Origin of the sequence: Acidovorax sp. 56 (assembly GCF_002749705.1) — a bacterium.
In the GTDB taxonomy this organism is placed as follows: domain Bacteria; phylum Pseudomonadota; class Gammaproteobacteria; order Burkholderiales; family Burkholderiaceae_C; genus Acidovorax.
On the sequence record NZ_PEEV01000001.1, the window covers coordinates 409431 to 423143 of the forward strand.

The window sequence follows — 13713 nt, forward strand, 5'->3', positions numbered from 1 at the left end:
GCCCATGTCAACGACGACCACCCTGGATGACGCTGGTCACCTGCGCCCGCTGGGCTCCACGCCGTCTGCCCCATTGTCCAGCGGCGCTGCCCGCGCCCCTGCGCCCGCTGGGCTGGAGGCCCCCGTGCACCACCCAGCCCCCAGCAAGGGCGACTACTCGCACTACAAAGTGGTACCGGCGCGGCACCGCGCACGCGCTGTGGGCACGCTGTTTGCCGCCGCCGTCATAGCGCTGGTGTTGTATTCGGTGTTTACCAACCCGCGCTGGGGCTGGGGCGTATTTGGCGAGTGGTTCTTTGCAGAACCCGTGCTGGTGGGCTTGGGGCGCACGCTGCTGCTCACGGCATTGGGGGCGGTGTTGGGCTTCACGCTGGGCACGGCGCTGGCATTGGCACGGGTGTCGCGCTCGCCTTTGCTGGCGGGGCTGTCGTGGGTGTTCATCTGGATTTTTCGCTCCATCCCCATCATCGTGTTGCTGCTCATCATCAACAACCTGGGCTATCTGTACGAGACGCTCAGTGTGGGGGTGCCTTTCACCGATTGGACGTTTTTCTCCTACCCCACCACGCAGCTCATCAGCCCGTTTGCTGCGGCGCTGATCGGCCTTACGCTGAACCAGGCTGCATTTGCGTCAGAGATCGTGCGCGGGGGCATCCTGGCGGTGGACCAGGGGCAGCTGGAGGCCGCTGCCGCCTTGGGCCTGCCACGGCGGCGCCAGGCGTTTCGCATCGTGTTGCCGCAGGCCATGCGCTCGATCCTGCCGGCGGGGTTCAACGACATCATTGGCCTGGCCAAGGGTACGTCCAACGTGTACATCCTGGCGCTGCCTGAGCTGTTCTACACCATCCAGATCATCTATCGCCGCAATCTGGAGGTGATCCCGCTGCTCATGGTGGCCACGGTGTGGTACCTGGTGATCCTCACGGTGCTGTCGCTGGCGCAGCACTACATCGAGCGGCATTTCTCCAAGGGGGCGTTGCGCAACCCGCCGCCTTCGCTGTTCAGTGCCATCGCCCAGCGCCTGTGGCCTGCGCGGTCTGCTCGGGGTGTTTCCGCCTCTGCGCAGGTCGCAGTGCAGCAGGCCGTCGCGCAGCCCACGGCCGCGCCGGTGGTGCCCCGATGGACAGGAAGCCACAGCCGGGGTGGGGAGGTCACGATCCACGGGGTGACCAAGCGCTATGGCGACCTGCAGGTGCTGCATGGCGTGACGCTCACGGTGCAGCCGGGCAGCGTCACGGTGATCCTGGGGCAGTCTGGCTCGGGCAAGTCCACCTTGCTGCGCACCATCAACCACCTTGAACGCGTGGACGGCGGCTTCATCGCCATCGACGGTGAACTGATCGGCTACCGCCAGGATGCCGACACGCTGTACGAGCTGGGCGAAAAGGACATCTTGCGCCGCCGCGTGGACGTGGGCATGGTGTTTCAGAACTTCAACCTGTTCCCGCACCTGACGGTGCTGGAGAACATCATCGAAGCCCCCATCCATGTGCGTGGTGTGCTGCGCACCGAGGCCGAGGCCCTGGCGCTGGAGCTGCTGGACCGCGTGGGCCTGGCCGACAAGGCGCACAGCTATCCACGCCAGCTCTCGGGTGGGCAGCAGCAGCGCGTGGCGATTGCGCGGGCCCTGGCGCTCAAGCCCAAGGTGCTGTTGTTTGATGAGCCCACATCGGCACTCGATCCTGAGCTGGTGGGCGAGGTGCTGGATGTGATCAAGGAGCTGGCGCGCAGCGGCACCACCCTGGTCATCGTGACGCACGAAATCGGCTTTGCCCGCGAGGTGGCCGACACCGTGGTGTTCATGGAGCGGGGGCGCATTTTGGAAACAGGCTCGCCGGCCAAGGTGTTCAACCAGCCTGACCACCCGCGCACCGCTGAATTTTTGGCCAAGGTGCTCTGACGCGGGTCTGCCCCTATTCACTGCAAGTCCACCAACACACCCTCGCGGGGCTCGGCCGCCCTGTGGCTTTCATTGATCGCTTTGATTTCAAACCAAGGAACTTCTTCATGCCCACGTTTCGCCAAACCCTCTCGTCTGTGCTGCTGGCCCTGGCCGCCACTGCGGCCCTGATGCCGCTGCACGCCACTGCCCAGGCCGTGGACCTGAGCCCGGAGCAGCCCGGCCGCCCCCGCTCGCAAAAGGTGGACGATGCGCTCAAGCTGCTGCCCCCGGGCTTCAAGTTTGCCAAGGACGGTGTGCTGACGGTGGGCACCACCACGGGCCGCCTGCCGTTTGGTGCTTATGCCACCGACAACAAAACCCCAGTGGGCAATGCCCCCGACATTGCGCAACTGGTAGCTGACAGCCTGGGCCGCAAGCTGGAGTTGGTATCGGTGGCCTGGGCCGACTGGCCGCTGGGCTTGCAGTCTGGCAAGTTCGACGTGGTGATCTCCAACGTTACCGTGACGGAAGAGCGCAAGGAGAAGTTCGACTTCTCTACCTACCGCAATGACCAGTTGGGCATCTACGTGGCTGCCAACTCCAAGATCCAGTCCATCAAGGAGCCCAAGGACGTGGCGGGCCTCAAGGTGGTGGTGGGGGCGAGTACGAACCAGGAGCAGATCCTGTTGCGCTGGAACCAGCAGAACGTGGCGGCGGGCCTCAAGCCGGTGGACATTCTGTATTTTGACGATGACGTGGTGCTGTACCTGGCCCTGGCCTCAGGGCGCGCCGATGCGTACCTGGCGCCCAACGGCATTGCAGCCCACAACGCGCGCGATGGCAAGACGCGCCTGGTGGGCGCATTCTCGGGCGGCTGGCCCCAGGCGGCAGAGATTGCGGTGGCCTCGCGCAAGGGCTCGGGCATAGCCGATGCGGTCACCGCAGCACTCAATGCGCAAATCAAAAACGGCAACTACGCCAAGGCGCTGGAGCGCTGGAATTTGCAGTCTGAAGCGATCACCGCATCGCGCACCAACCCACCCGGCTTGCCGAAGAAGTGAGGCAACGGCCCGCGATCCATGCAGGTCGCGAGCCCGATCCGACATATCTTTCGTTGATAGGAACACCATGGCATTGAACCTTGTGCGTCGCACGGTGCTGGCGGCGGGCGCCGCGCTGGCATTTTTCTCTGTGGCCAGTGCGGCGATGGCTGCGGCGGCGTTTGACTTCAGCCCCGAACAAAAGGGCCGCCTGCGTGCGGACAAGAACGCGGCGGCCATCCAGGCCATCCCCAAGGGCTTCAAGTTTGTAAAGGAAGGCGTGTTCACGGTGGCGATTGCGCCGTTTGCGCCGCCCATTTCCACCTACGCCAGCGACGCCAAGACCGTGGTGGGGTTTGACCCCGACTACGCACAACTGGTGGCCGATGTGCTGGGCCTGAAGCTGGAGCTGCTGCCCATTGCCTGGGCCGACTGGCCGCTGGGGCTGAGTTCTGGCAAATACGATGCCGTGATCTCGAACGTGGGGGTGACGGAGCAGCGCAAGGAGAAGTTCGACTTCTCCACCTACCGCCTGGGCCTGCACGGGTTTTATGTGCGCACCGACAGCAAGATCGCGGCGATCCAGGAGCCCAAGGATGTGGCTGGGCTGAAGGTGGTGACCGGCTCGGGCACGAACCAGGAGCGCATCCTGCTCGAATGGAACAAGAAGAACCTGGCCGCAGGGCTCAAGCCCGTGGAGCTGCTGTACTTTGACGACGACGCAGCGCGCCTGCTGGCGGTGGTGTCGGGCCGTGCAGACGCCAACTTCAACCCCAATGCGCCGCAGGCCTACCACGCGGCCAAAGAAGGCAAAACCAAGCTGGTTGGCACCGTGAATGCGGGCTGGCCGCTCAAATCGGATGTGGCCATCACCACCCGCAAGGGCTCGGGCCTGGCCGATGCGTTGACCCTGGCGACCAATGGACTGATCCAAAGCGGCCAGTACACGCAGGCGCTGCAGCGCTGGGCTTTGCTGGAGGAGGCCTTGCCAAAGTCCGAGACCAATCCCCCCGGCTTGCCGAAGTTCTGACCATGGCCATTGCCCACCTTGCATTCCTCACCCCCGGCAGCTATGCCGAAGCCAGCCCGCTGCAGGGCCTGCACGAAGCCCTGGAGTTGTTCGCGCTGGGCGAGGCACTGGGTTACCAGAGCGCCTGGGTGCGCCAACGGCACCTGGAGCGTGGGGTGTCGTCTGCCACCACTTTTCTGGCTGCGGCCAGCCAGCGCACGCAGCGCATTGCACTGGGCACTGCGGTGATCCAGATGGGCTACGAGAATCCGTTTCGCCTGGCCGAAGACCTGGCCACGGTGGATGTGCTGGCACAGGGGCGGCTACAGGTCGGGCTGAGCGCTGGTGCCCCGCTGTATGGCGACTTGCTGGGCGAGAGGCTGTTGGATGGGGATGCGTCGGCCGTGGACTTCTCGCACGCCCGCGTGCAGCGGCTGCGCGAGAACCTGCGCGGTGACCTGATTGGCGACGAGGACACGTTTGTGGAGTCGCCCGCGGGGCGCCAGCGCCCACGGGTGCAGCCACACGCGCCTGGGTTGGCGCAGCGGCTGTGGTACGGCGGCGGCTCGTTGCGTTCGGCCCGCTGGGCGGGCGAAAACGGTTATCACCTGCTGATTGGCAACCTGAACCGGGGTGAGCAGACGGATGATTTTTTTGAAGCGCAGCGCAGCCAACTGGCGCTGTACCACGCGCACTGGGCCGGGGCTTGCGCCCCGCGCGTGGCGCTGGGCCGCGTGATCGTGCCGCTGGACGGTGCGGACGCCAGCACCCGTGCCCGCTACCGCACCTGGGCTGCATCGCGGCATGGGCGCACGCTGGCTCCGCAGGGCGAGCGCCGCACGCTGTTCGCCCGCGACCTGGTGGGCACGGCCGATGAAATCCTGGAGCACTTGCGCAGCGACCCCATCGTGCCCTTGGTGCAAGAGCTGCGGCTGGAGTTGCCGTATGACTTCAGTGCGGCGGAATACACCCAGATATTGAGTGACACCGCCCGCCTGATCGCGCCGGAGCTGGGCTGGGTGCCTGCCAGCGCGGTGGGCGACTACCGCGCAGCGCGGGCGGCGGCCACTTCGCGCCCCAGCTCAATCACCGCCATGGCGTAGTAGCTCGACCAGTTGTAGCGCGTGACGGCGTAGAAGTTCTCGGTGCCCACCACGTAGGTGGGCGTATCGCCGCCGTTTTGCAGCTCGATCAGGGCCATGGGGCCTGTGTGCTGCGCGCCCGCTGCGTCAAGCACCGCGCCCTTGGCCTGCAGGCTGGCCGCGCTGAAGGTGGGCAGGATGTCGGGCGCAAGCAGTTCGTCGAGCTTGAGCGTGGCGGGGTCGAACTGCACGGCAAAGTGCGTGGGCATGCCCGTGGTCCAGCCGTGGCCCTTGAAGTAGTTGGCCACCGAGCCAATCGCATCGGTGGGGCTCTTGAACAGGTCGATGCGGCTGTCGCCGTCAAAGTCCACCGCAAACCGGGCCCAGCTTGACGGCATGAACTGCCCCAGTCCCATGGCGCCTGCGTAGCTGCCCTTGACCTCAAACGGGTCGATGTTGGTGCGGTTGGCCAGGCTCAGCCATTGCTCCAGCTCGCGGCGAAAGAACTCGGTGCGCTCTTTGGCGCGCGGGTGCGCGGCGGGGAAGTCGAAGGCCAGTGTGGCCAGCGCGTCCATCACGCGGAAGTTGCCCATCTGCTGGCCGTAGATGGTCTCGACCCCGATGATGCCGACGATGATCTCGGCGGGCACGCCATATTCCTGCTCGGCGCGGGCCAGGGCTTCGCGGTGCTCTTGCCAAAAGCGCACCCCTGCGCGGATGCGGATGGGGTCGATGAAGCGGCTGCGGTACACGCGCCAGTTCTTGGCGGTGCCAGAGGCGGGCGGCAGCATGAGCTTGGGCACGCCGCCCAGATAGCGCGCCTGGCCTACGGCTTGGCGTACCCATTCACGGTCCAACCCCCGGCGCGCGGCCAGGTCGTCGGCAAACTGCATGGCGTCTTCGCGCTGGGCGTATGGGGTGCTGCCCTGCACCGTGCTGTTGCGTGTGGCCGCTGGTTGTGCATGTTTTTGGGGCTTGGCGCTTGCAGGTATTGCGCTGGCAGCTATTAAATATGTAGCAAGCAGAACGGTCTTGAACATGAAGCGGGTCTGAAAGAGCGGGGCCGATTCGGTGTCGGCCCGCAAGGGGGTAAGGGTGCGTTGGCGGGGTGGGGCCAGGTTTGGGGCCTGGACCTTGTCAAGGACCTTTGCGGGCTGCAGGCCAGGGCAGGGCGTTGAATTCGCGCCGCAGGGCACTGAGCTGCGCAGCCGGGTGGGCTGCATAGCGTACCTGCTCCAGGCGCAGCAACCAGTCGGCAATGGGTTGAATGGGCTGCGCAGGGGTTGATTGAGGCGCGTGTCCCGGGTTGGTGGCGCTTTGGCTCCAGTGCGCCAGCACCTTCTGCGCCATGGTGCGTGGCGGCAGGTGATCGGGCAACGGCAGCCCAGCGCTGGCCAGGCGCTTGCGGGTGCGGGCCAGCAGGCGCAGCCACGGATCGTGCTGGCTGCGCTCCCACCAACTCCACCCTGCGGCGCCCAGCGCGGCCACGCCCAGCAGGCCGCCCAAAATCGTCGTCAGGTCTTGCCAGCTGGGCGATTCAAAGCCCAGCTTTTTGAGCAGGTCCATCTGGCGGTTTTGGGTGTAGTTCAGCACCCATTGGTTCCAGCGGTTGTTGACGGCCTCCCACGCTGCGCGCAGTTGCTGCAGGGTGCTCACGCCGATCATGGTGCCCATGGCCGAGGCGAAGGCACCCCGGGGCGCAGCCAGGCGCTCAAAGGCCCCCACGCGGCCGGGGGCCACGGCGCCGGTCGGGTCCACCCGCACCCAGCCGCGCTCGGGCATCCACACCTCGGCCCAGGCGTGGGCATCGCTTTGGCGCACGGTCCAGTAGCCGTCCACCGGGTTGATGGCGCCGCCTTGGTAGCCCGTGACGATGCGCGCGGGCACGTCCATGGCCCGCATCAGCACCACAAAGGCCGATGCAATGTGCTCGCAAAAGCCTTCCTTGCGGTCAAACCAGAACTCGTCGGCGGTGTGCTCGCCGTACACGCCGGGCTCCAGCGTGTAGCTGTAGCCACCAGTGCGCAGCCGGTTCAGCGCCGCGCTGACCAGGGCGGCCGTGTCGCCGTTGGCCAGGGCCGGGTCGGCGCGCATCTGGGCTGCCAGTGCCAGCGTGCGGGGGTTGAAGCCTGGGGGCAAGGCCACAAACTCGCGCAACTGCCTTGCTGCGGTGGTTGGGCCGTGGCGGAATTCGGGGTAGCTTTCGGCCCGGTAGCGCACCACGTCCATGATGGGGCGCGCTGCCATCCACTGCAAATCCTGCGTCATGTAGGTGGGGTTGCCGGGCAGCTCGGGGGCCTGGGGGGTGGCTTCCAGCACCATGAGCCAGGGGCGCCTCTGGGGCTCCAGCGTCACTTCGTAGCGCAGCGCGGGGCCTTGCACTTGCAAGTTGGCAGGCAGGCCCGCACGCGCGGCCCAGGCGCTGTCCTCGCGAAAAGGCTCGGCCCGCCATTCGCGTCCATCAAACCCCGCGAGCACGGGGCCACGGAAGTACATGGTCGAGGGCGGGGGCAGCTCTTGTGTCGGGTTGTCGAAGCGCAGGCGAAATGCCACGGCTTCGTTCAGGGCCAGCTCAGCGATGCTGCCCACCTTCATCGATCCCGACAGGCCACTGCCGCCCACGGTTTGCTCGCTGGGCACCCCCCACAGCGGCGCCATGCGGGGGAACAGCATGAACAGCGCTGCCATGATGGGCGCGCCCAGCAGCGTCATGGTGAACGCGGTGCGAAACGATTGCAGCAGCGGGGGGCGCCCGACGGGCATGTGGGCATTGACCAGCGCGGTGAGCATGCCCAGCAGCCCCACCAGCATGGCGGCTGCGGTCAGCAGCGATTGCGAGCTGAAGAAGCTGCTGACCATGGTGAAGAAGCCCAGGAAGAAGATGACCAGGGCATCGCGGCGGGCGCGCAGCTCCAGAGTCTTGAGGGCCAGCAGGGTCACCACCAGCGTGACCCCGGCCTCGCGCCCGACGAAGGTGCCGTACGAGAAGATGGTGGCGCCAAACGCCACAGGCGCTATCAGGCCCGAGGTGATCCAGCGGCTGGGCAGCGGCCTGCTGTACCAGGCCAGCCAGCTGCGCCACAGCAGGATGCCGGCCACCAGCAGGCTGGTCCACACAGGCAGCCACTGCGCTTGGGGCGCAATAACCCAGGCGATCACGGCCAGCAGGAACAGGGTGTCCCGCGCTTCGCGGGGCAGGTGGGCCAGGGTTTGGCGCAGTGTGGCGCGGGGCGCCGTGGCGGGCTGCGCGCTCATGGGCAGGCCGTCCCGCACTGGGGCGCCATCAGCGCAGTCCCCCACAGATGGTGAAATTTGCTATTGAAAAGATAGCTGCTTGCGCTGGATTGGATTGCGCTAGATGGCATTTTTATGGGTGTATTCAAGCGATGGGGCTGGCGGCGCGTGTCAGCACAGCGCCAAGGCTTCCAGGCACTGCATGCGGTGCGCTGCGCCGTTGCCTGGGGCAATCTCACGCCCTGGCACGCGCAGACCGTAGTCCAGGCCCAGGCGGTCGGCTTGCAGCACCCAGGCCGTGACGCGGGAGATGCGCGCCTCAGGGTCGGGCAGGTTGGCTCTGTTCACGTCCAGCCACAGCTCCTGGCGCTGGCTTTGCTGGGCGTCGCGGCTGACCAGATCATCGGTGCCGCTGCCCAGCGACTTGGCCGCTTTCTTCCACACCACGAGTTTGAGCGGGTCGCCCCGCCGGTAGGCACGCACGCCGTCAAATTCGCCAATGCCCTGGCTGTTGGCGCTGCCCTTGCCTGCGGCGCGGGGCTCGCCGGGGGGCAGGGGCGTGGCGGGCACCTCGGGGGCGGGGTACACCAGGATTTGACAGGCCGGGCGCCAATAGGTCCAGACGCGGAAAGTGCCCATGGGAAAGCGCGTTTCGGCCGTCAGCGTAGGCACCGGGTGCAGGCCGCGCCGCTGGGGCTGGAACGCCACCTGCACCGTGGCCTGGCCCTGGGCGGGTACATCGGTCCAGGCCCAGTGGTGCTCGGCGTGGGCTTCGGGCTCGTGCACGGCCACGCCAATGCCATAGCGCGGCGTGGTGCGGGGGCTGGACAGTTGCACCTCCAGCGCGGCGCTGGTGCCCATGAACTGGGGCTGGGGCGGCTTGAGGTGCAAAGTGATGCCGCGCAGCGTGGCGTGGCAGATGTGCATGCCGATGGCGGCACTGCCCGCCAGCATGAAGGTGAACAGGTAGCCCAGGTTGAGCTGAAAGTTGATGGACGCTACCAGCAGCACCAGCAGGGTGACGGCCAGCATCCACCCCGGCCCGGTGGGCACGATATAGACGTTGCGCTGGGTCAGGGTGAGGGTGTCATCGCGCTTGAGGCGCCCCTCCCACCAGGAACGAAAGCGCCGACGCAGCGGCGCCAGGGGCGAGAAGCCCCCGACAACGCCTGCCAACGGCTTTGGGGTTGCGGGGCGGGTTGCTGTGCCAGCCATCACGCCAGGGGGGTGGCATCGACCATGGCACGCACTTGCTCTACCGCGCCGCGCCCGGCATCGCCCACGGGCACCAGGCGGTGGGCAATGGTTTGGGGCAGCACGGCCTGCACGTCGTCAGGGGCGACATAGTCGCGCCCGCTGATCAATGCCTGCGCCTTGGCCGCGCGCACGAGGGCAATCCCCGCACGGGGCGACAGGCCTTGCAAAAACCATTGGCCCGAGCGCGTGGCGGCCACCAGGTCTTGCACGTAGTTCAGTAGAGCATCGGACGCATGCACGGCCAGCACCTGGCGTTGCAGCTCGGCCAGCTCGGGGGCGTCCAGCAGGGCGGGCAGGGTGTCCACCATGTCGCGGCGGTCTGATCCGGCCAGCAGCAGACGCTCTGAGGCGCGGTCGGGGTAGCCGATGGAGATGCGCATCAAAAACCGGTCCAGCTGCGATTCAGGCAGCGCGAAGGTGCCAAGCTGGTCGAGTGGGTTCTGTGTGGCAATCACGAAAAAGGGGTGGGGCAGAGGCCGGGTGGCGCCTTCGACCGAGACCTGCTTTTCTTCCATGGCTTCGAGCAAAGCACTTTGCGTTTTGGGGCTGGCACGGTTGATTTCATCGGCCAGCAGCACTTGGGCAAACACCGGGCCGGGGTGAAAGACAAAGCCTTCCTTGCCGCGCTCGTACACCGACACGCCGGTCAGGTCGCTGGGCATCAGGTCGGCAGTGAACTGCACCCGCGAAAACTGCAGACCGAAGGTGCGCGACAGCGCGTGGGCCAAGGTGGTCTTGCCCACGCCGGGCACGTCCTCAATCAGCAGGTGGCCCCCGGCCAGCAGGCAGGCCACGCAGTCTTGAACCTGGGCCTTTTTGCCTACGATCACCGTGTTAAGCTGGTCTAAAAGCGATTTGATTTTGTGCTGTGCATCCATGGCGCAACGTTATCCGAAAAACTCTGAAAAATCTGAGACACGGGGACAAGACTGTGAGCAAGACGGGCTATTTCACGCACAGGGACTGTTGGAAACACGAAATGGGCCCGGGCCACCCCGAATGCCCCGAGCGCCTCGATGCCATTGAAGACCGCTTGCTGGTCACCGGCGTGGGCGATGCGCTGGAGCGGTTTGAAGCCCCCGAGGCCGCATTGGCCGACATTGAACTGGCGCACGACCGCATGCATGTGGCGGCGCTGCGGGGCCTGTCGGATCGCCTGAATGAAGAGCTGATGGCGGGCGGGCCCAACTACTCGCAGCTGGACACGGACACCTCCATCAATGCCCACACCTGGAAAGCCGCCTTGCGCGCCGCAGGCGCTGCGCTGGCCGCCACCGATGCGGTGATGGCGGGTGAGCTGGAAAATGCCTTTTGCGCCGTGCGCCCCCCGGGCCACCATGCCACCCGCAGCAAGGCCATGGGGTTTTGCTTCTTCAACAACGTGGCGGTGGCCGCCAAATATGCGTTGCAGCGCTACAACCTGCAGCGCGTGGCGGTGGTGGACTTTGACGTGCACCACGGCAACGGCACGGAGGACATCCTGGCGGGCGATTCGCGGGCGCTCATGGTCAGCATCTTCCAGCACCCCTTCTATCCGTACAGCGGCGATGTGGACCCGGCCCCCAACATGGTGAACGTGCCGGTGGCGGCCTACACGCGGGGCATGGATGTCCGGGAGATCATCGAGATGATGTGGATCCCGAGGCTGGAGGCCTTCAAGCCTGAGATGATTTTTGTGAGCGCGGGCTTTGATGCCCACCGCGAGGACGACATGGGCCAATTGGGCCTGACCGAGCAGGACTACACCTGGATCACCCAGCGTGTGAAAGACATTGCCCGGCGCTACTCCAAGGGCCGCATCGTGTCGTGCCTGGAGGGCGGCTACGTGATGGGGCCGCTGGCCCGCAGTGTGGAGGCGCACTTGCGCGTGTTGGCGGATCTTTGACGTGTATTCTTTGTTGGATGTGAAAGGTAGTTGAACGGATGACGGTTTTGGACACGGCGCAAATGTCGCTGCAAACGCCGCAATCGCCTCTGGCGGTGGCGCGCGATGAGCGGGGGGTGATCACCCTGACCTTGAACGATCCGGGGCGCTTCAATGCCCTGGGCTCGGAGATGCTGGTGGCGTTGCAGCAGGCGCTGGACGCTGTGGCCCAGAACCCGTCTGCGCGGGCCGTGGTGCTGGCGGCGCAAGGCAAGGCGTTTTGTGCGGGGCACAACCTCAAGGACATGGCCGCCCACCCGGAGCAGGCGTGGTACCAAAAGCTGTTTGCGCAGTGCAGCCGCATGATGCTCACCATCCACAAGCTGCCTGTGCCCGTCATTGCGCGGGTGCAAGGCATGGCCACCGCTGCGGGCTGCCAACTGGTGGCGCAGTGTGATCTGGCGGTGGCTGCGGAAGACGCCAGCTTTGCCACCAGCGGCATCCACTACGGCCTGTTTTGCGCCACGCCCAGCGTGCCGCTGGTGCGCAATGTGCCCGCCAAGCGCGCCATGGAGATGCTGCTCACCGGAGACTTCATCGACGCTCGCACCGCCCAGGCGCAGGGCCTGCTCAATCGCGTGGTGCCAGCCGATGCGCTGGATGCCGAGGTGGAAACACTGCTCCAGTCCATTCTGGAGAAGCCCCGCGCTGCCATTGCCATGGGCAAGGCGCTGGTGTACCAGCAGCGCGAGCTGGGCATCGAGGCGGCCTACCAGTTGGCCGGGCAGACCATGGCGCTCAACATGATGGACCCTGCCGCCCAGGAAGGCGCGCGGGCCTTTGCCGAGAAACGCACACCGGAGTGGAAGCGCTGATGGCAGGCTCTGTAGATACCCCCATGCTGGACGATGTGGGGCAGTGGCTGCGTGCCTTTGCCGCGCCCACGGTGTTGATTGAGCTGGCCAGCCTGCTGGTGTGTTTGGGGCTGGCCTGGGGCATGGTGGCCTTGCTGCGCCGTGGGCTCAAGCAAGAGGGGCATCGCTCCATTCTGTTTGGCCGCAAGGTGGTGGATGGGGCGCTGTTCCCCATCGTGCTGCTGGCATTGGGCTATGTGGCGCGCACCGCGCTGCTCAACTGGGTGCCGCTGGCCGTGTTCAAGGTGGCGATTCCGGTGCTGGTGTCGCTGGTCGTGATCCGCATTGGGGCCAAGGTGCTGCAAGTGGCGTTTCCGCAGTCCCAGTGGGTCAAACCGATCGAGCGCACCATCTCCTGGCTGGCGTGGCTGGCCATGGTGCTGTGGGTCACGGGCCTGTTGCCTCTGGTGCTGGGCGAGATGGAGCAGATCCACTGGAAGGTGGGCAGCGTGAACCTGAGCCTGCGCACCATGGTGGAGGGGGCCTTGACTGCGGCGGCGGTGCTGCTGCTCACGCTGTGGGTGTCGGCTGCCATTGAGTCGCGCTTGCTGCGCTCAGCCACGGGGGCTGAGTTGTCGCTGCGCAAGGCCGTCAGCAACGCGCTGCGGGCTGTGATGATTTTCTTTGGCCTTATCGTGGCCATGTCGGCGGTGGGGATTGATCTCACGGCCTTGTCGGTGCTGGGGGGGGCTGTGGGCGTGGGCATTGGCCTGGGGCTGCAAAAGCTGGCCTCCAACTACGTCAGCGGCTTTGTCATCCTGACCGAGCGCAGCATGCGCATTGGCGACAACGTGCGCGTAGACAACTTTGAAGGCCGCATCACCAACATCAATGCGCGCTACACCGTGGTGCGGTCTGCGGCGGGGCGCGAGTCCATCGTGCCCAACGAGATGCTGATCACCCAGCGGGTTGAAAACCTGTCGCTGGCCGATCCCCGTGTGTGGCTGTCCACCGTGGTGAGTGTGGCCTACGACAGCGATGTGGATCTGGTGATCCAGCTGTTGACCGAATCGGCCCTGGCCAGCAACCGCGTGCTGCGCGATCCCGCACCGTCTGCGTCTTTGTCTGCTTTTGGCGCCGATGGCCTAGAGTTCACGGTGGGGTTCTGGATTGCCGATCCGGAAAACGGCACCCTGGGCCTGCGCTCGGACATCAACCGGGCCATTTTGGCGGCGCTACGCGCGCACCATATCGACATTCCGTTCCCCCAGCGCGTCATGCACGTGCAGGTGGAGGGCAGCTTGCCAGGGGCCGGGCCCACCGTGGCTGCCTTGGTGGGGGCCGATGCGGCATCCGCACCGCAAAGCCAGGGGCAGTGACCCTGCGTGCCGCAGGTGACAGCAAACTCTTTGTGCGCCAGTGAATTGCTGGCCTATAATTCACAAAAAGCACGGTCGTTCGTTTTTTGAAGATTTGCAGCCAGCAGCGCAT

At 65.9% G+C, this 13713-nt stretch carries 11 protein-coding genes; 7 read left to right on the forward strand and 4 right to left on the reverse strand.

Features of this window, described 5'->3' with window-relative positions:
• The first annotated feature begins 4 nt into the window (after positions 1–4).
• From CLU88_RS23435 to CLU88_RS01695, 4 genes are all read left to right on the forward strand, one after another.
• Positions 5–1900 carry an amino acid ABC transporter permease/ATP-binding protein gene (locus CLU88_RS23435; protein ID WP_099655112.1) on the forward strand — a complete coding sequence of 632 codons (1896 nt, stop codon included), beginning with the start codon at positions 5–7 and terminating at the stop codon, positions 1898–1900.
• Positions 1901–2007: 107 nt separating this feature from the next.
• Positions 2008–2943: an ABC transporter substrate-binding protein gene (locus CLU88_RS01685; RefSeq protein ID WP_099655113.1), complete on the forward strand. Its 936-nt coding sequence runs from the start codon at positions 2008–2010 to the stop codon at positions 2941–2943.
• A gap of 67 nt (positions 2944–3010) precedes the next feature.
• Complete coding sequence (locus tag CLU88_RS01690; protein ID WP_099655114.1) at positions 3011–3952, forward strand: ABC transporter substrate-binding protein; 942 nt, start codon at positions 3011–3013, stop codon at positions 3950–3952.
• A 2-nt stretch (positions 3953–3954) separates the two neighbouring features.
• Entirely contained in the window at positions 3955–5034 is a 1080-nt protein-coding gene (locus CLU88_RS01695) for an LLM class flavin-dependent oxidoreductase (RefSeq protein ID WP_099655115.1), read from the forward strand.
• On the opposite strand, the gene mltB is transcribed toward CLU88_RS01695, so the two are convergent.
• From mltB to CLU88_RS01715, 4 genes are all read right to left on the reverse strand, one after another.
• A complete protein-coding gene (mltB, locus tag CLU88_RS01700) occupies positions 4974–6053 on the reverse strand; it encodes a lytic murein transglycosylase B (protein ID WP_099658563.1) in 1080 nt (359 codons plus the stop codon). The genes CLU88_RS01695 and mltB overlap by 61 nt on opposite strands.
• Before the next feature lie 97 nt (positions 6054–6150).
• Positions 6151–8268: a DUF3488 and transglutaminase-like domain-containing protein gene (locus tag CLU88_RS01705; RefSeq protein ID WP_099658564.1), complete on the reverse strand. Its 2118-nt coding sequence runs from the start codon at positions 8266–8268 to the stop codon at positions 6151–6153.
• Positions 8269–8418: 150 nt separating this feature from the next.
• On the reverse strand, positions 8419–9462 hold the full coding sequence (locus CLU88_RS01710) for a DUF58 domain-containing protein (protein ID WP_099655116.1): 1044 nt from the start codon (positions 9460–9462) through the stop codon (positions 8419–8421).
• Complete coding sequence (locus tag CLU88_RS01715; RefSeq protein WP_099655117.1) at positions 9462–10382, reverse strand: MoxR family ATPase; 921 nt, start codon at positions 10380–10382, stop codon at positions 9462–9464. Before CLU88_RS01715 ends, CLU88_RS01710 begins: the two co-directional genes overlap by 1 nt.
• A gap of 101 nt (positions 10383–10483) precedes the next feature.
• On the opposite strand from CLU88_RS01715, the gene CLU88_RS01720 reads away from it, so the two are divergent.
• The 3 genes from CLU88_RS01720 to CLU88_RS01730 are packed head-to-tail and all read left to right on the forward strand — an operon-like array spanning position 10484 to position 13601.
• Positions 10484–11389 (forward strand): histone deacetylase family protein, encoded by a 906-nt coding sequence (locus CLU88_RS01720; RefSeq protein WP_099655118.1) that lies wholly within the window; start codon positions 10484–10486, stop codon positions 11387–11389.
• 38 nt (positions 11390–11427) lie between these two features.
• Positions 11428–12243: an enoyl-CoA hydratase gene (locus CLU88_RS01725; protein ID WP_233205344.1), complete on the forward strand. Its 816-nt coding sequence runs from the start codon at positions 11428–11430 to the stop codon at positions 12241–12243.
• Positions 12243–13601 (forward strand): mechanosensitive ion channel family protein, encoded by a 1359-nt coding sequence (locus CLU88_RS01730; RefSeq protein WP_099658566.1) that lies wholly within the window; start codon positions 12243–12245, stop codon positions 13599–13601. The genes CLU88_RS01725 and CLU88_RS01730 overlap by 1 nt, the downstream gene beginning before the upstream one ends.
• Positions 13602–13713: the final 112 nt, after the last annotated feature.

Coding starts and splice junctions, on each gene's coding strand:
- CLU88_RS23435 (WP_099655112.1), top strand. CDS start 5: ATGTCAACGACGACCACCCTGGATGACGCTGGTCACCTGCGCCCGCTG.
- mltB (WP_099658563.1), bottom strand. CDS start 6,053: ATGTTCAAGACCGTTCTGCTTGCTACATATTTAATAGCTGCCAGCGCA.
- CLU88_RS01685 (WP_099655113.1), top strand. CDS start 2,008: ATGCCCACGTTTCGCCAAACCCTCTCGTCTGTGCTGCTGGCCCTGGCC.
- CLU88_RS01730 (WP_099658566.1), top strand. CDS start 12,243: ATGGCAGGCTCTGTAGATACCCCCATGCTGGACGATGTGGGGCAGTGG.
- CLU88_RS01710 (WP_099655116.1), bottom strand. CDS start 9,462: ATGGCTGGCACAGCAACCCGCCCCGCAACCCCAAAGCCGTTGGCAGGC.
- CLU88_RS01715 (WP_099655117.1), bottom strand. CDS start 10,382: ATGGATGCACAGCACAAAATCAAATCGCTTTTAGACCAGCTTAACACG.
- CLU88_RS01695 (WP_099655115.1), top strand. CDS start 3,955: ATGGCCATTGCCCACCTTGCATTCCTCACCCCCGGCAGCTATGCCGAA.
- CLU88_RS01705 (WP_099658564.1), bottom strand. CDS start 8,268: ATGAGCGCGCAGCCCGCCACGGCGCCCCGCGCCACACTGCGCCAAACC.
- CLU88_RS01690 (WP_099655114.1), top strand. CDS start 3,011: ATGGCATTGAACCTTGTGCGTCGCACGGTGCTGGCGGCGGGCGCCGCG.
- CLU88_RS01720 (WP_099655118.1), top strand. CDS start 10,484: ATGGGCCCGGGCCACCCCGAATGCCCCGAGCGCCTCGATGCCATTGAA.
- CLU88_RS01725 (WP_233205344.1), top strand. CDS start 11,428: ATGACGGTTTTGGACACGGCGCAAATGTCGCTGCAAACGCCGCAATCG.